This window comes from Lonepinella sp. BR2474 (assembly GCF_051851555.1).
Classification (GTDB): domain Bacteria; phylum Pseudomonadota; class Gammaproteobacteria; order Enterobacterales; family Pasteurellaceae; genus Lonepinella.
This window is the reverse complement of sequence record NZ_JBPDVH010000004.1, coordinates 124,599-143,027: the sequence shown is the minus strand read 5'-3', so window position 1 is coordinate 143,027 and position 18,429 is coordinate 124,599. Positions and strand designations below refer to the sequence as shown.

The window sequence follows — 18,429 nt, the reverse complement described above, 5'->3', positions numbered from 1 at the left end:
ATTTTACCACAAACTCTCCAACAAATTCTTGATAAATTCCAACCGCACTTTTGCCTGTTCTAGGTTGCAAGTAAAGCGAAATTTCGTTGGTCCATCAAATTTAAACACTGCAGGTTGCTGTTTGATTAAGGCTAAAAACTTCATCGGATCAATATCCGCCGTTGGGTTAAATTCCACAAAACCGCCGTGGGCGGTGCCGTCTATTTTAGTCACTTTGAGCGGTTTTGCCATTAATCGTAATTCGGCAATTTGCATTAAGTTTTGGGTCGGTTCGGGCAGAAGACCGAAACGATCAATCAATTCTACTTTTAGTTCATCAAGGGCGGCTTTGTTTTCTGCCCCTGCAATACGTTTATAGAAAGACAACCGCATATTTACATCGCCTAGATAATCATCAGGTAACAGGGCAGGTACACGCAAATCAATTTCCACTTGCTGTTGGGTGAGTTCGTCCAAACTTGGCTCACGCCCTTCTTTCATCGCTTTCACCGCACTTTCCAGCAATTCCATATACAGGCTAAAGCCGATGCTTTCAATTTGTCCGCTTTGTTCTTGCCCGAGTAATTCGCCAGCCCCACGAATTTCTAAATCGTGGGTCGCCAAAATAAAGCCAGCCCCGAGATTATCCAAACTTTCAAGGGCTTCAAGGCGTTTTACTGCATCTTTGCTAATCAATTTTGGTGGCGGTGTCAGCAAATAAGCGTAGGCTTGATGATGGGAACGTCCAACCCGTCCACGCAGTTGGTGCAGTTGAGCCAAACCGAAATTATCCGCCCGTTCAATAATAATAGTATTCGCCGTTGGCACGTCAATGCCTGTTTCAATAATGGTGGAGCAGACCAACACATTAAAACGTTGATGATAAAAATCCGACATCACCCGTTCAAGATCCCGTTCCCGCATTTGTCCGTGACCGATAGTCACCCTTGCTTCAGGCACAAGTGCGGTGATTTTTTCCGCACATTTTTCAATGCTTGCCACATCATTATGCAAATAATACACCTGACCGCCACGCAGGATTTCACGCAAAATGGCTTCCCGAATGGTGAGATCGTCCGCTTGTCGCACAAAGGTTTTAATGGTTAAACGGCGTGCTGGTGGCGTAGAAATAATTGACAGATCCCGAATGCCGTTCATCGCCATATTCAGCGTGCGTGGAATCGGTGTCGCAGTCAGGGTCAGAATGTCAATATTGGCACGGAGCTGTTTGATTTTCTCTTTTTGTCGCACGCCGAAACGGTGTTCTTCATCAATAATCAGCAAACCGAGATCGCTAAATTTCACATCCGATTGAATCAGTTTATGGGTGCCGATCAGAATATCCACCTTGCCCTCAGCGAGATTGTCCAAAATCTGCTTTTGTTGTTTGGCGGTTTTAAAGCGTGACACCATTTCCACATTGACCGGTAAATTAGCAAAGCGATCTTTGAAATTGTCAAAATGTTGTTGAGCCAGCAGCGTAGTCGGCACCAGCACAGCCACCTGTTTATGATTCATCACCGCCAAAAATGCCGCACGCATTGCCACTTCGGTTTTGCCAAAACCCACATCGCCACACACCAGCCGATCCATCGCTTTCGGTTGACACATATCGGAAATCACCGCATTAATTGCCATTTCTTGATCAAGGGTTTCTTCAAATGGAAACGTTGCCGCAAAGGCTTGATAGTCTTGTTTATCATATTGAAACGCAAAGCCTTTTTTTACTTCACGTTCGGCATACACATCAAGCAGTTCCGCTGCCACATCACGGATTTTTTCAGCCGCTTTGGAACGGGCTTTTCCCCAGGCATCACTGCCGAGTTTATGCAAGGGGGCGGTTTCATCGCTACCGCCCACATAACGGCTGATTAAATGCAGACTGGCGACAGGCACATACAATTTTGCATCGTTGGCATAAGTCAACAGCAAATATTCCGCTTTCACACCAGCATTTTCAAGGGTGACTAAACCGCCGTAACGCCCCACTCCGTGATCCAAATGTACCACTGCTTGTCCGATTTTTAGTTCTGCAAGGTTGCGAATGAGTGTATCGGGATTCACTGTTTTGCGTTTGTCACGGCTACGTTGTTGGACTCTTGAGCCTAATAATTCATTTTCAGAAATGATGGCAATTTTGACCGCAGTTTCTAAGATGAAACCTTGATCTAACGGGCTAATTTGTAGCCCGAACTTCGGCAATTTTTCGGGCGGACACATCGGTCCGCCCCTACGATTTATTTTATCGCTCAATCCTTGTAGGGGCGGATCTACGTATCCGCCCATATTATTCGGAGAAAATAATTGAATCTGTTTCGGCTTAATTTTTAACGGTGCCAACAAATCCAATAATGTTTCACGCCGTCCTTCGCTTTCTACCGAAAATAAAATCTTACCGTCAAATTGTTCGATAAATTGGCGTAATGCCTGTAATGACTCTTTTTGTTGGGCTTGAATTTGCAACTCAGGCAACGGACTTACGCTTAAATTGGTTTGCCGAATGGATTTTTTCAGCGTTTCGGTTTTTAACGAAATGCGTGGATATTGCTTCAAACGGCGGTTAATTTCGTCAATTTTGAGCCAAAGTTGATCGGGTGATAACAGCGGTCGCATTGGATCCACTTTGCGACTGTCAAAACGGCTTTCCGCATCTTGATAAAACCGCTCACCTTGGGTTTGATAGCCGTCAAGATCCACAAACAGGGTGTTTGGCGGCAAATAATCAAACAAGGTCGCCATTTGCTCAAAAAACAGCGGTTGCCAGTATTCAATGCCCGACACCAGCGTGCCTTTGCTCACTTGCTGATAAATATGCTCGGGATCACGGCGGATTTCGCCAAAGGTTTCCCGAAATTGGCTGCGGAAAAATTCAATGCCACGGCTATCGGTAGGAAATTCGTGAGCAGGCAACAGATTAATTTTGTCAATTTCAGTCAGCGTACGTTGGCTGTCCACATCAAAGGTGCGAATACTGTCAATTTCATCATCAAAAAAATCCAACCGAAATGGCTCGCTGCTCCCCATTGGGAACAAATCCAACAGCGAACCCCGTACGGCAAATTCGCCCACTTCCAATACCTGCTCCACCGCTCGATAGCCTGCATTTTCAAGGTTCAACCGCATTTTTTCAATATTTAGTCGATCACCTTTTTTAATCAACAGCACATTTTGGCTTAAAAAAGACGGCGGACAAAGGCGTTGCATTAATGTAGTAATCGGCAAAATCAGCACGCCCGATTTGGCTTGTTGCAAGTAAAACAGGCTACTTAGCCGTGCGGAAATAATGTCTTGATGGGGCGAAAACGCATCATAAGGCAAGGTTTCCCAATCGGGAAACAGTTGCACGGCTGGCAAAGTTTGGCGTAAAAGTTTTTCCAAACGCACCGCAGTTTTGCTGTCTTGCGTAACGATAACGGTTAACCCTTGATATTGCTGGGCAATTTGGCTTAAAGCAAAACTGTCTGCACCTGCAAGGACGTTGCCGAGCAGTTTGTGATCTTGGGGTTGAGTGGGGATAGTTAAATCAAAATAATCTATATTCATAAAATTTTATTGCGTGAATAGGGAGTCATGTTTTTGTTTTAATTGGAGAAAATCTTGCTCAAAGGGCAAGGTGGTTTTGGCACGTTGTAAATAGTCTTTGGCGGCGATTTGAGCATATTCTCGCAGTTCGGTTTCAGGGGCATTTTGCCAAATACCCGCTAAGACTTTTTGCATATTGAGATGGACTTCAAGTATTGCTCCGCCATCTCGGATAATCGGTGCAAAACAATCGGAAATAAAATCCTGACAGTTTAACGCATTGATAGATAAACGATTAAACTCGGGTTCTGACTTTTCTTCGGGCGACTGAATGAGTAATTTCATCACTTTTGTCATCACAATAATCGCCGTACCCGGATCATTGACCGCTGGCGACAAGGCACGCTGTGCCACTTCACTAAACACAATCAGTCCCCAACGAGGATCTTGTTGAAAAGTGCGTTGTTTATCCAACACAAAGGCTTGGCGAAAGTCATTTTCATTATCCGCTATATTATCAATTTCTGCCAAAACGGTATTTGGCATAATCAATTCACCCGTCCGTACTTTGATGTGTAAATAAGTATTTGACTTTTCAGCTAAAGATTGCAATTTGTTCATGTTTATATGAATTAAATAACCCGTGTCATTGGCGAGTAATTGGCAGGCTTGTAAACCAACCTTACTTTGCCACGTGGCACCCAGTTGCGGTGATTGACGATAATTCAGCAGGCTTTGTTCAGCACTTTGGTAGATTTTATCAAGAGTATTGCCCATACGACCGAGTTGAGAAAGGGTATAGACCCACGCAATTAACCGCATGATAACGTAAAGTAATATGGCAATGGTGCTAATAAAAATAATAAAGCGACCGTTTAAGGCGTAGAGTTCCAGCCCCAAGGCGGTTTTGGCAATAATGGCGTAAATTAACGCAGAAATAAAACTCGCAATGGTACGCCGACTGGCTCCGTCATTGACCACTAAATCCGTTGCTCTGGGTGTTGCCCCACTGGAGGCAGAGGCGACCGCAGAAACAATAATCGAAAGCGAAAATGTACTGACCGCCAACATAGACGTACTGATGATATTTAACAGGTTTTCGACAACTTCAAGATGAATTTCTGGCAAAATATGGGGTGGCAAGAAGGTATCCGCCAGATGGGCAGCAAAAGCGAATAAGATAGCAAAAATAGCGGAATAAGCCGGTGCCAACCAAAGCCGATTACTTGGTTTGCGTAAAATAAATAGCCAACGATAAAGCATGATAATACCCTAAAACACGTGAATAGCCTCTATCTTAAAGGAAAAAAGGGGGGATTGGCAATGGTTTCATTGTCGGGCATACTCCAACCACGATTTTTGTGATCTGTATTCCAAAAATGAACAAGGCTATTTGCAGTGTTGTTGCCGTTGTTCTACGCTGTCTTTAATTCAATCACATTAAGGACGCAGAATGAAACCCTCACGTTATATCGATCTCACCACAGATTACGGCTTTAAACGCATTTTTGGTACTGAACCTAACAAAGATTTACTGATTTCATTTTTGAACGAATTATTTAAAAGCAAAAAAGTCATCAAGGATCTGACTTATAACAAAAATGAACAAGTTGGCGACACTCTTTCGCAAGGTGCGGTGATTTTTGACCTGATTTGTACCGCCGATGACGACAGCCAATTTATTATTGAAGTGCAACGCAGTGCACAAGAAAATTTTAAAGCACGTACGTTATATTACGGTAGCAAACTCATTAGTGATCAAGCTCCCAAAGGTGAGCGAAGTGGTTGGCGTTATGCAATTAGTGAGGTCTATGTTATTGTGATTATGGACAGATTTCGCTTTTCAAATACTGACGATTATTTGCACGATATTTGCTTATGCAACCGAAAGACAGGCGAAATATTTTATGATAGACTGGGTTTTATCTATGTAGAGTTGCTGAACTTCCACAAAAAAGAAGAACAGCTAGAAACCGATTTAGAACGGTGGTTGTTTGTACTTAAAAATATGACAAAATTGGACAAACTTTCACCCTATCTAAGAAAACCGATTTTTGAGAAATTATTTAACATTGCTGAATATGCCAACTTTAGCAAGGAGGAAAAGAATATGTATGACGTTAGCCTAAAACGCAAATGGGACGAAGAAGCAGTAATGGATTATGCGGTGAAGCAGGGGGTACGGCAAGGTGAATTGAAAAATGCTAAAGAAAATGCAGTTAAAATGCTCTCTCGTGGTTTTGATGTACAGACTATTTCGGAGATTACGGATTTATCGGTGGAAGAGATTAAAAACTTGTTGAATTGATACCTTGTTACCCTGCACTATCGTACGGGGTTAAGAATCGTAACGATGCTTCGCATCTTTTTTTCTTTCTCCAAAATTTAGCCACGGAGTGGCGTGATTTGTTTAGCCCCGTACGAAAGTGTGGGGCAATTTTCTGGTTTTCCTCTATCATTTTTCTAAAATCCCTCTCGTTTTCCGTTAATTTTTACTTTTTTTTCAAAAATTTTGTGACGTAGTTCTCATTTTTGATATTTCCCGCTTTACTGGAGTTTTTTTTTTTTTGTATGATAGGTTTTGAATAAATAATTCAAAATTTGCTCTATTCTATCATTTCATTTACACCTTGTAAGGGGACAATTATGAAGAAGTTACTTAAAAAAACAGCATTATCTTTGTTAATTTCAGCGGCGATTAGCAGTTCAACTTTTGCAGTGGATTCAGTTTTCAATTATAGCGGTGATATGCCGTTTTCAAATGCAGTAGACGTGACTGATCAATTTAAGACTAATAGTATTTTTTCAAAAGATAGTGGGTCATTGACTTTCCGTTATAGTAATACGAAAGGAAATGGTGTTTATAGTATTTTAGGTGTATCTGATTCAAGCAAGCCAAATACTTATATTGCATTTTATACATCAAGAACCACTAAAAATGGTCAACAATATGACCAATATGGTGTTGAAATTCGTGATGCAAGTGGTAAAAATTTAATTCCAAATGCAGACTTATTGACGCCAACGATGGAGGCGAGCAATGACCTACGTACGATTACTTACACTGTTGATAAAGCTACCAATCAAATTAAAATTTATGTGGATGGGGGATTGCAAAAAACTTATACCGGTAGTACGAAATTTTTCAGTGATATTCCGACTTTAAATACGGCTTATGTGGGTAAAACTGCAAGAGCGGGTGGAAATAATTATGAAGTGACAGGTGACGTGTCTTATGCAGGAGCTACTGATAACGTGCTATCAGAAGATGTGATCGCAAAATTACATGAACAGTTGAAAGCTGAAGATGAAACATATAAAACAAAATGGACGGCTGAGCGTACCTATTTATCAGAAAAATCCTCAGGATTAGGTGCTTATAAAACGGAAAAAGAAGCTATTTTTAAAGGCACACAAGTTCCAGAAGGGGAAGGCGATGACGCCTACGGTTATCGTATTCCAGCTCTTTTAACAACCCAAAAAGGCACGGTAATTGCAGCAGCGGATAAACGTTATGCACACTGGTATGACTGGGGAAACATTGATACGATTATTCACCGTAGTTTAGATGGCGGTAAAACGTGGCAATCTGCAGAAACCGTAATTGATTTAGCAAGCCAACCTTATACAGTAGGCAATAATCCTGCTAATTCTGCTTTTTTAATTGACCCATTATTAGTTCAAGATCAAAATTCAGGCCGTATTTTTATGTTGGTGGATATGTTCCCTGAATCAAGTGGTTTCGGTAATATTAGTAATCAGGAAGGGGAAGGCAGTGGTTACATCACGATTGATGGTAAGTCTTATCAAAAATTAACCGATAGTGCTGGGAAAATCTATACTATTCGTGAAAATGGGGCGGTTTATAATGAATCCAATGAAAAAACGACCTATCATGTAGTGATAAATGGTGATGCTGATAAACATTTTAAAGATTTAGGTGATCTTTATGATGGTGAAAACCTTTTAGGTAATATTTATTTGTTATCTAGCTATGAAGGGAATCATAGTGCGCCGTTGAAAGCTCAAAAAACAGTTTCTTTATGGCTTACACATAGTGATGATGAAGGTAAAACGTGGTCCAATCCGGTCAACGTATCTCAACAAGTGAAAAAAGATTGGATGCGTTTCTTAGGGACTGGTCCAGGAACAGGGATTCAATTAAAAAATGGCAATTTAGTTATGCCAGTGTATTATACAAATACGCTGAATAAACAATCTGCTGCGTTGATTATTAGTGAAGATGGTGGTGTAACTTGGAAATTAGGGGAGTCACCAAATGATTACTTGTATAGTGATGAGGGTGGTTCAGAATATATTTCAGACAATTCTCAAGAATTAACAGAATCTCAAGTGATTGAATTAAATAATGGTCAATTAAAATTATTTTCTCGTAATCGTAGCGGTCACGTAAAAATTTCGACCAGTACAGATGGGGGTTATCATTGGACATCAGTTGACTCAGATAAAACCTTGGTTGATCCATATTCTCAATTATCTGTGATTAAATATTCTAAATTAATTGATGGTAAAGAATATATAGTATTTGCAAATCCACATGCGACGACTCGTTCAAATGGTAAGGCTTGGTTGGGTGAGGTACAAGAGGATGGTTCCATTGAATGGAAATATAGCACAGGTTTTGAAGCAGCAGATGATGCACAAGGGCAGTATGCTTACAACAGTTTAACTGAGTTACCAGATGGTTCGATAGGTATTTTGTATGAAAGTAAATCAGGTTGGGATATTCAATATGTGCGGTTTAATTTAGAAGAGTTATTCTGGCAAGGTAATTTTATCTATCGTGATGTCAGAGATAATACACATCAAGAAGTGACCCTAAACAGCCCACATGAAGAAACTTTCTACAAAATCGGCGACGGCGAAATGATTAAAGTCGGCAAAGGTAAAAACCTTGCAAACCTTGAAGTGCGTGAGGGAATTGCCACATTAAATCAAAGTGCGGATGAAAAGGGTGACAAACAAGCCTATGCAAAAGTTGACGTTAAAGCCAATGCCACTGTGCGTTTAGCCGATTCTGAACAGGTCAATTTCAGCAATTTAACCTTAGAGAAAGATGCCAATCTTGACCTTAATGGCGTAAATATTATGGTTAAAAATGGCGAGAATGAAGAAACCACCGGCTTACGCAGTACGGAAATGGTGGGGAATATTATCAACACTAAAGCCGATAGCGAAGCCACTTTTACTTATGCGGTGAATGGTAGCCACAAATTCAGCGGTTATGTAGGAAATGCTGGTGGTGATCTTAATTTAGTTTATGCCCCTGAAACTGCCGAAAGTAAATTGACCTTGTCAGGAACTGCGTTATTACATGATGTGACCGTAAACAAGGGGACATTGTTGTTTGCTGATAATGTGCAACATGCTGATAGCAATGCGATTTCTGTTGCTGGGGATGCGAAGTTTATTCATACTGGTGCATTAACTGTCGGTATCAATAACAATAACAGTGATATGTCCCAATGGGATCATGGTGCTGTGATTGTAGAGGGTGATTATCGCTCTGCCACACAAACCCCCGTGAATATCGTTCTTTCAGGCGATGTAACCGATGGGGTGTCCGATAAAAATAAAGATGGGCATTATGATGTGGATGAAGGCTTATCTTTGGTGAAAGTGTATGGTGATGTCGATCGCATTGATGCTTTTGCTTTAGGTACGGTGGCTGAAAAAGTAGAATCTGCTTATCAATTTGAATTGGTCAGTTTTGAGAAAGGACGTGCAGGTAATTACTACGATTATCAATTACATCGTAAATTAATCAGAGAAGACGGTAAAATGGTTAGTAATGTGGTTTATGCCCCATTGCCTAATGCTCCAGAAGTTATGCCAACGGAAGATTTGATCGCTTGGGATGTCGTGCCTGAAAATTACAGATTGTCTGATGGCACTGTGCCTAACGGTTTGAGTGGTAATGAAAATACGTTACCTGAGCTAGTCTTGACAGAAAATGGCGAAGTAGTAACAACGGAATTACCAGATGATTTGATTGTAACGGAAAATGGTAAAGGTGTAACCGCACCAGAATTGCCAAACGATTTAATTGTGACAGAAAACGGTAAAGGCGTAACAGCCCCAGAGTTGCCAAGTGATTTAATTGTGACAGCGAATGGTGAGGGGGTAACAGCACCAGAACTACCTAATGATTTGGTCGTTAGTCAAAATGGTGAGGGTGTGACAACAGCTTTACCTGATGATTTAATTGTTTGGCAAGTGCTTGCAGAGGGCCTTGCGTTACCTGATGGAACAGTACAAGATGGTTTAAGTGGAAATGAAAATACACTCTCTGAAGCACCAGACAGTGTTGTCGCAGCCGCCGCTGCAGCAGCAACCCAAGAGTCAGCTACTCGTTATCAAGTGGTTTCTCAAGTGCCATCTTACTTAGTCGCTAACTCTGCTGCTATGTATCAGGGTACCACCGTGCGTGATATGTTTACCGATAATCTTTGGGCGAAACAGAAAAAAGGGTTCTATGTTGAGCAGCGTCATACTCGTTCAGACTATAAAACCGATTTAGGTTTTGCGGATTATGGTTATAACTATGAATCCATTCAAAATACCACGTTATTTGGTAGCTATATGCCAGTATCTGATAGCACAGAATTACATGCTGGCGTGGCATTTAGTCAACAAAAAGTAACACCAAAAGCGGCAGATGGTTATAGTTCAACCAAATATAAATCTACTTCTTTGATGTTAGCGATGCACAATGAATGGAATAATGTGTTATTGAATACGCACCTTGGTATTCACTGGCATGATGGTAAAGTATCCGCCACAGAACGAAATATTGCTACCATTAAAGGCGAGCAATATCAAATTGGAACAGAATTGGGCTATAAATTTAAATTAGGTCAATTCTCTGTTACCCCAGTGGCAGGGTTAAGTTATCAACATTTTGATATGAGTATTGATGATAAATCTTCTGCACAGCTCAAGGTGCATACCGAGCCGTTTAAAGTGTTCAGCCAACATGTGGGTTCTTACTTTGGTTGGGAAAATGACCACGTTGATTTAAACGTTGGGGCATTGTATGAACATCATAACGAGAACAACAAACAAGTGGTAGTGAATGGCGACCGTTTCAATACGGGTAGCTTGGATAATGCCGTGGTGGTGAAAGCCAATGCAGATTTCAAATTAACGCCGCAATTTAGACTTGGTCTTCAAGTGAACCACCGTCATTCTGTGTCTGATTCAAAAGTGAAACAAACCAATGTCGGGGCGAAATTAGAATATTCATTCTAGTTAACGCAATAGTCAACAGGGCGGATAATGATTTATCCGCCTTGTCGTACATATGGCGATTACTCCGCCATATTTTCCACATCTGCTGTCATTAAGTCATGGGTGTCATCCATGGCAAGATTCATAAAGCGTTCGTATTGTTTTAATACGTCAGCAATCAATTCCTCTTTGGTCATGTATTGCACATCATAACCTTGACGACCGTCAATGAAGTAAGTAATTGGCTCGTAAATTTTGCTTTCGTCCATATTTGGTACGTTGGCATCATCAACCACTAAATCTGATAGCTCACGAGATTGGCATTCAATACCATATAAGAAATTACGTAAGTTTTCTTTAATCACTTCAAATTCTATTTTCGGATTTTTGCCGTCAATAAAGTTCATTTTGGCTGTTAAACCATGGCTTTCAAATTCAGTTACCAATTCGCTAAAGGCTGGGCGAGCGACTTTATTTAGGAAACGTCGGATGTCTTTACGATCCGTTGGATTAACGATTTTTTCTAAGCGTTCTTTCCAGTTTTTACCGCTCCAATTAGCACTGCCAGAGGAGAATTCTTTGTTGAAATATTGGGCGTCAATCATTAAACCTTTCCAAAGACCGATACATAAGATCAACATAATCAGCATAAACGGCAAGGCAATAATTAACGTCATGGTTTGCAAGGAATCAAGCCCACCAGAATAGAGCAGAGAGAGACCTAATACTGCCAACATAATGCCCCAAAATACACTTTGCCATTTCGGTGCTTTAGGTTCACCTTGCGAGGCAATATTGTTAAGCACGAGAATGCCTGAATCCGCCGAGGTGACAAAGAAAATGGAGATAATAATCAAGGCAATCAACGAAGAAAATGTGGTAAATGGTAAGTGTTGGAAGAAACCAAATAATAGTTGCTCCGTATTGCCACTGATTGCCGCCAATTCACCACCAGTTTGTTGGTCAACCCAAATAGCGGAACCGCCGAATGTGGTCATCCATAAAATGTTAAATAATGACGGCACAAAGAGTACGCCGAGAATAAATTCACGAATGGTACGGCCTTTGGAAATGCGAGCAATAAATAGGCCGACAAAAGGTGCCCAAGATGCCCACCATGCCCAATACAGCACCGTCCATCCACTTAGCCAACCTTGTTTATCCTGTTCATAGGCAAATGTACGGAAACTGATTTCTAATAATGAACTGAAATAATAACCTAGGTTTTCGGTTAAACCTGAAAATAATTCGAGTGTTGGGCCAAAAATGATGACAAATACCAATAAAATTCCTGCCAATACAAGGTTGGTTTCACTGAGAATTTTAACCCCTTTACCGACGCCAGAGACGGCAGAAATGACGGCTAATGTCATGGCAATAATCACCAATAAAGCCAGAGTGCCAAAGCTATTGCTATCAAATACGCCTAGGGCATTAAACCCAGCATTGACTTGCATTGCACCATAACCCAATGTGGTCGTTAAACCGAAAATGGTGCTGCATAATGCAACCGTATCAATGACATGTCCCCAGAATCCAGATAAGCGGTTTTTTAGCAAGGGATAGAAACCGGAACGCACGGTTAATGGTAATTTATAACGGAATCCAAAGTAGGCGAGTGCCAAGGCAATGACGGCATAAATTGCCCAAGCATGAATGCCCCAATGGTAGAATGTATTCATCATGGCCTCTTTGATCAATTCCGATTGATTTAAGCCTTGATGCACTGGATTAAGATAATGTAAAACAGGTTCAGCGACACCAAAATACATTAATCCAATCCCCATTCCTGCGGCAAATAACATGGCTATCCATGACACAAAAGGATATTCAGGTTCGTCACTATCCGATCCTAAGCGAATGTCACCTAATCGGCTAACGCATAAAAAGATTAAAAAGAGAAAGAAGATTGAGCCGGCTAGGATATAGAACCAACTAAAATTGGCAAACACCACTTGTTTAACGGCATTTAAGCTAATCCGAGCTTGTTCAGGGAAAAATCCACAGAAAATCACAACGGCTAGCACTAATATAGTGGTCGGAATAAAAATCGGGGCTTTTAAGGTGCTATTAGCACGCATTTGTTGTAACACATTCAAAAATAAGTTCTCCAAAAAATTTAACGAAAAATACCGCACTTTTTAGGCAATAAAGCAAAAAGTAGATGATATATGAAATAAAAATTAATTTACGACACCCTACAAGACAGGGGATTTAGTTAGATAGTTAAGTTGGCGAGAGTCCTTGCCAATCGTGGGCATAGATACCCAAAACTCGCTTATTATAATAAAAAATTTATAAAAATTCAAGTTTAAGCATTTTTTGATATAAAAATTCTCTTTATGTTAAATTTATGTTAAGGTAAAAGTGCTTTCTGAGTTCAAATAACAGGAAAGTCATGATATGGAAAGTATTTAATTAAAAACATAATAGGAGAATATTTATGCTACATTATTCAATTGTATTTTTTATTATTGCCATCATTGCTGGTGTGTTAGGTTTCGGTGGCATTGCCGGAAGTGCGGTGGGAATCGCTAAAGTATTATTTGGTGCCTTTATTATTCTATCCATTGTCTCGTTCATTTTTGGGCGTAAACGTTAAGCTAAATGGGTCTGCATGATTTAGTTGGATTATTTAATAGCTCATTGTGCAAAAAAGTTGTATAATTTGCGACCTTTCACCGTGCAGAGAAAAAGTGCGGTGAGAAAATTCAAAATTTTAAAACAATAGAAGACAACTTAATGGCAGATTTAGATATTAATAAATTGCGTAATATCGCAATTATTGCACACGTTGACCACGGTAAAACAACCTTGGTTGACAAACTTTTACAACAATCCGGCACCTTAGAAGCTGCTCGTAATGGCGATGGTGATGAGCGTGTGATGGACAGTAACGATCTTGAAAAAGAACGTGGCATTACCATTTTAGCCAAAAATACCGCAATTAACTGGAATGATTACCGTATTAACATCGTAGATACCCCAGGACACGCCGACTTCGGTGGTGAAGTGGAACGTGTACTTTCTATGGTGGATTCTGTATTACTCGTGGTAGATGCCTTTGACGGCCCAATGCCACAAACGCGTTTCGTGACACAAAAAGCCTTTGCCCATGGTTTAAAACCCATTGTGGTGATTAACAAAGTTGACCGCCCAGGGGCAAGACCTGACTGGGTAGTGGATCAAGTCTTTGATTTATTTGTAAACTTGGGTGCGACAGATGAACAATTAGATTTCCCAATTATTTACGCATCCGCTTTAATGGGCGTAGCCGGCTTAGAACACGAAGAATTGGCACCAGATATGACGCCATTATTTGAGGCTATTGTGGAACATGTTTCACCGCCAGCCGTGCATCTTGATGAACCGTTCCAAATGCAAATTTCCCAATTAGACTATAACAGCTATGTGGGCGTTATCGGTATTGGGCGTATTAAACGTGGTTCAGTCAAACCAAACCAAGCGGTGACCGTAATTAATAGCGAGGGTCGTACTCGTCAAGGTCGTATTGGTCAAGTATTAGGCCATTTAGGCTTACAGCGTTATGAAGAAGATGAAGCTTTTGCCGGCGACATCGTGGCCATTACTGGCTTAGGTGAACTGAATATTTCAGACACGATTTGTGACATTAATGCCGTGGAGGCCTTGCCTGCATTAAGTGTTGACGAGCCAACCGTGACCATGTTCTTCTGTGTTAACACTTCTCCGTTCTGTGGTAAAGAGGGTAAATATGTGACTTCTCGCCAAATTTTAGAACGCTTAAATAAAGAATTGGTGCATAACGTGGCATTGCGTGTGGAAGAAACCCCAAACCCAGATGAATTCCGTGTGTCAGGTCGTGGCGAATTGCATTTATCGGTGTTAATCGAAAATATGCGTCGTGAGGGCTATGAATTAGCCGTATCCCGTCCGAAAGTGATTTATCGTACCATTGACGGCAAAAAACAAGAGCCATTTGAGCAAGTCACCATTGATATTGAAGAACAACATCAAGGTTCGGTGATGGAAGCCTTGGGTATTCGTAAAGGCGAAGTGAAAGACATGCAACCAGATGGCAAAGGCCGTACACGTTTAGAATACGTGATCCCAAGCCGTGGTTTAATCGGTTTCCGTAACGAATTTATGACCATGACTTCCGGTACTGGCTTGCTTTATTCCACATTTAGCCATTATGATGACATCAAACCAGGTGAAATCGGGCAACGTAAAAACGGCGTATTGATTTCTAACGCCACAGGGAAAGCCTTGGGTTATGCCTTATTTGGTTTGCAAGAGCGTGGTAAATTGATGATCGATCACGGTGTGGAAGTGTATGAAGGTCAAATTATCGGGATTCATAGCCGTTCTAACGATTTAACCGTGAACTGCTTACAGGGTAAAAAACTGACCAATATGCGTGCGTCAGGTAAAGATGATGCGATTGTTTTAACCACGCCAGTGAAATTCACCCTTGAACAAGCTATTGAATTTTTGGATGATGATGAATTAGTGGAAGTCACGCCAACCTCAATCCGTATTCGTAAAAAATTACTGACGGAAAATGATCGTAAACGGGCGAATCGTACCACGGTGAGTACGAGTATTCATTAATTCAAAAATAATGTAAATATCGACCGCACTTTTGTGATATGACAGAAGTGCGGTTTTTTTCTGGTGTTTTTTGTATTGACATAATTTTCTAATCGCACCATAATAAACACTAAATTAAACACGATTAAAAAGGTGATAATCATGCCAAGTACTATTCTAACCAATACCATTGCCAGTATTACTGAACTAAAAATTAACCCGATGGCCACTGTCGCCGCAGGTGAGGGCGGAGCGGTTGCTATTCTTAATCGCAATGAACCTGCATTTTATTGTTTACCGCCAGCATTGTTTGAACGCTTTATGGATATGGTTGAAGATATGGAATTAGCCGAAATTGTGCGTGAACGTGAGAATGATGAAGAAATTGAAGTAAACCTCGAGGATTTACTCAATGAACTATAAACTTATTTTCAAAAAAGAGGCAATGAAAGAGTTAAAAAAATTGGATAAAACGATTGCTCATCAATTGTTAAAGAAATTACAAGAGCGTTGCCAACAACCGCATATCCCCAGTGCTAGATTGAATAATATGCCTAACTGTTACAAAATCAAACTACGCAAATCAGGCTATCGCTTGGTTTATCAGGTGATTGATGAACGTATTGTGGTTAAAGTGATTGCCGTGGGTAAACGTGAACGTTCGGAAGTCTATGAGATGGCGATGATTCGTTTGCAGGATAAGGATGAAACATTGCATTAAAACTGACTAAAAAGTGCGGTATTTTTTACGCCATTTTCCTCTTATAACCAAATCATCTTTGATATGCTGTAATTTTATTTGCTTATATACTCTTTTTTTATTAAAGTTGACCCAATTTAATTTTTAGCCCTTTTGGAGAACTTTATGAAAAAATTAACCTTATTAGCTGCCACCGTGGCGACCGTATTGAGTAGCAATGCTTTTGCTGCTGACACTTCAACCTTAGATACCGTAAAACAACGTGGTCATGTGATTTGTGGTACCACCACTGGCTTTGCCGGTTTTTCTGCACCTGATGATAAAGGCGAATGGAAAGGATTAGATGTGGATTTATGTAAATCTGTGGCGGCTGCGGTGTTTGGTGATGCGACTAAATTTAAAACCGTGCCGTTAAATTCTCAACAACGTTTCACCGCACTTCAATCGGGTGAAATTGATGTATTAACGCGTAACACGACGATTACCCAACAACGTGATACTGCACTGGGTTTACAATCTCCTGGGGTAAATTTCTATGACGGACAAGGTTTCTTGGTGAAAAAAGATCTTGGCGTGAAAAGTGCCAAAGAATTAGATGGCGCAACTATCTGCTTACAAACGGGTACATCAAACGAAAATACCTTAGCAGACTGGGCGAGAGCGAACAATATTAAATATACGCCAGTCGTATTCGATCAATTTAACGAAGTCGTCAATGCCTTTGCGTCTGGTCGTTGTGATGTGTATTCTACGGATGCGTCAGGTTTAGCCTCAATTCGTATTTCACGTTTATCTAACCCAGATGATTATGTGGTGTTACCTGATTTAATTTCTAAAGAGCCATTGGCACCGTTTGTACGTCAAGGTGATGCACAATGGTTTAACATTGTGAAATGGACATTACAAGCCCAATTTAATGCAGAAGAATTAGGCTTAACCAGTGCCAATGTGGATGCGCAATTAAAAAGCGAAAATCCAAATATTCAACGTTTGTTAGGCGTGACGGAGGGAACCGGTAAAAATCTAGGTTTAGACGACAAATGGGCCTACAATATTATTAAGCAAGTGGGCAATTACGGCGAAAGTTTTGACCGCAATGTGGGTAAAGACAGCCCATTACAGATTCCACGTGGATTAAATAATTTGTGGACGAATGGCGGTTTACATTACGGTTTACCGATTCGTTAATTTCTCCGATATTAACTAAAAAATAGAGGGGCGTTAGTATGACGCCCCGTTATTATATAATGAAAAAAATCTCATTTTCTTTGAACGACGCCAATACCAGAGCTTGGTTATATCAAGCGCTGATCTTGGCGGTCGTGGTTTATTTTGTTTGGTATTTAGTCGATAATACCCTGCATAATTTGGCCGCTCGCAATATTCAAACGGGTTTCGCTTTTTTAGATAAAGAGGCGGGCTTTGCCATTGGTGAATCCTTAATTGACTATAATCTGACGGATACTTATTGGCAAGCCATCAAGGTCGGAATTTTTAATACCTTACTGGTCTCTTTTGTTGGGATTGTATTGGCTACATTTCTCGGCACGGTTATTGGCGTAGCTCGGCTTTCTGCCAACTGGTTAGTCAATAAATTGGCGGCGATTTATGTAGAAGTGATGCGGAATATCCCATTACTGATTCATTTATTCTTCTGGTATTCCTTACTCACTGAAAATTTACCCGGTCCTCGTCAAGCCTTAAACCCGATAGACGGGGTATTTCTATCAAATCGTGGTATAAAAATCCCTGCTTTAATAGGGGATTCGGTGTCTTGGATGCTCGTTGGCCTATTATTTGCGCTCATTGCCTCGGTTATTTTCTCCTTTTGGGCGAAACATAAACAAAATAAAACCGGAAAAACTACCGCCGTTTTTTCGATTAGCTTGGCTTTTTTTGTGATATTCCCTGTATTGGCAGCATTATTATCAGGTTGGCAATTGGACGTCGTCAAACCCGAACTTAAAGGATTTAATTTTGTTAACGGTTGGCATTTTAGCCCTGAACTGGCGGCGTTATTGCTCGGTTTAGTGCTGTACACGGCGGCATTTGTGGCCGAAATTGTGCGTTCGGGTATTCAAAGTGTGAATAAAGGCCAATGGGAGGCTGGGGAATCTTTAGGATTGTCTCGGTTCAAAACTTTGCGTTTAATTATTATGCCACAAGCGGTGCGGGTGATGATTCCTGCTATGAGTAATACCTTTATGAACTTCACTAAAAACAGCTCATTAGCCGTAGCTATTGGTTATCCAGATATTGTGTCTATTGTCAACACGATGTTAACCCAAACCGGACAAGCCATTGAGGCAGTGATGATCATTATGTTGGCGTATTTTACCATCAGTATTAGCATTGCGATTTTTATGGCGTGGTATAACAAACGTATGGCATTAGTAGAAAGGTAG

The 18,429-nt window shown here is 40.7% G+C and carries 11 protein-coding genes; 8 read left to right on the top strand and 3 right to left on the bottom strand.

Translation table 11 applies throughout. From position 1 onward, the window contains the following. Positions 1-3: 3 nt before the first annotated feature. Positions 4-3,522 (bottom strand): transcription-repair coupling factor, encoded by a 3,519-nt coding sequence (mfd, locus tag ACTG7Q_RS06720; RefSeq protein WP_439242173.1) that lies wholly within the window; start codon positions 3,520-3,522, stop codon positions 4-6. Between the two features lie 6 nt (positions 3,523-3,528). Further along, positions 3,529-4,764, bottom strand: coding sequence for a DUF2254 domain-containing protein (locus ACTG7Q_RS06715; protein ID WP_439242171.1), 1,236 nt, complete (start codon positions 4,762-4,764; stop codon positions 3,529-3,531). 190 nt (positions 4,765-4,954) lie between these two features. Here ACTG7Q_RS06715 and ACTG7Q_RS06710 point away from each other — a divergent pair, with 190 nt between their 5' ends. Further along, positions 4,955-5,809, top strand: a complete 855-nt coding sequence (locus ACTG7Q_RS06710) for an Rpn family recombination-promoting nuclease/putative transposase (RefSeq protein WP_439242169.1) — start codon at positions 4,955-4,957, stop codon at positions 5,807-5,809. Between the two features lie 338 nt (positions 5,810-6,147). Then, entirely contained in the window at positions 6,148-10,773 is a 4,626-nt protein-coding gene (locus ACTG7Q_RS06705) for an exo-alpha-sialidase (RefSeq protein WP_439242167.1), read from the top strand. A gap of 59 nt (positions 10,774-10,832) precedes the next feature. Here the strand turns inward: ACTG7Q_RS06705 and ACTG7Q_RS06700 are convergent, their stop codons facing one another. Continuing rightward, positions 10,833-12,851: a BCCT family transporter gene (locus ACTG7Q_RS06700; RefSeq protein ID WP_439242165.1), complete on the bottom strand. Its 2,019-nt coding sequence runs from the start codon at positions 12,849-12,851 to the stop codon at positions 10,833-10,835. A gap of 344 nt (positions 12,852-13,195) precedes the next feature. Between ACTG7Q_RS06700 and ACTG7Q_RS06695 the strand changes: the two genes are divergently transcribed. From ACTG7Q_RS06695 to ACTG7Q_RS06670, 6 genes are all read left to right on the top strand, one after another. After that, the gene (locus ACTG7Q_RS06695; RefSeq protein WP_439242163.1) at positions 13,196-13,354 is read left to right on the top strand and encodes a DUF1328 domain-containing protein; all 159 of its coding nucleotides are present in this window, start codon (positions 13,196-13,198) and stop codon (positions 13,352-13,354) included. A gap of 140 nt (positions 13,355-13,494) precedes the next feature. After that, positions 13,495-15,345: a translational GTPase TypA gene (gene typA / locus ACTG7Q_RS06690; RefSeq protein WP_439242161.1), complete on the top strand. Its 1,851-nt coding sequence runs from the start codon at positions 13,495-13,497 to the stop codon at positions 15,343-15,345. Positions 15,346-15,486: 141 nt separating this feature from the next. Beyond that, a complete protein-coding gene (locus ACTG7Q_RS06685; protein ID WP_439242159.1) occupies positions 15,487-15,747 on the top strand; it encodes a type II toxin-antitoxin system Phd/YefM family antitoxin in 261 nt (86 codons plus the stop codon). Then, complete coding sequence (locus tag ACTG7Q_RS06680) at positions 15,737-16,045, top strand: type II toxin-antitoxin system RelE family toxin (protein WP_439242157.1); 309 nt, start codon at positions 15,737-15,739, stop codon at positions 16,043-16,045. Before ACTG7Q_RS06685 ends, ACTG7Q_RS06680 begins: the two co-directional genes overlap by 11 nt. A gap of 144 nt (positions 16,046-16,189) precedes the next feature. Further along, positions 16,190-17,212, top strand: coding sequence for an amino acid ABC transporter substrate-binding protein (locus ACTG7Q_RS06675; protein WP_439242155.1), 1,023 nt, complete (start codon positions 16,190-16,192; stop codon positions 17,210-17,212). Positions 17,213-17,250: 38 nt separating this feature from the next. Continuing rightward, positions 17,251-18,429, top strand: a complete 1,179-nt coding sequence (locus ACTG7Q_RS06670; RefSeq protein ID WP_439242153.1) for an amino acid ABC transporter permease — start codon at positions 17,251-17,253, stop codon at positions 18,427-18,429.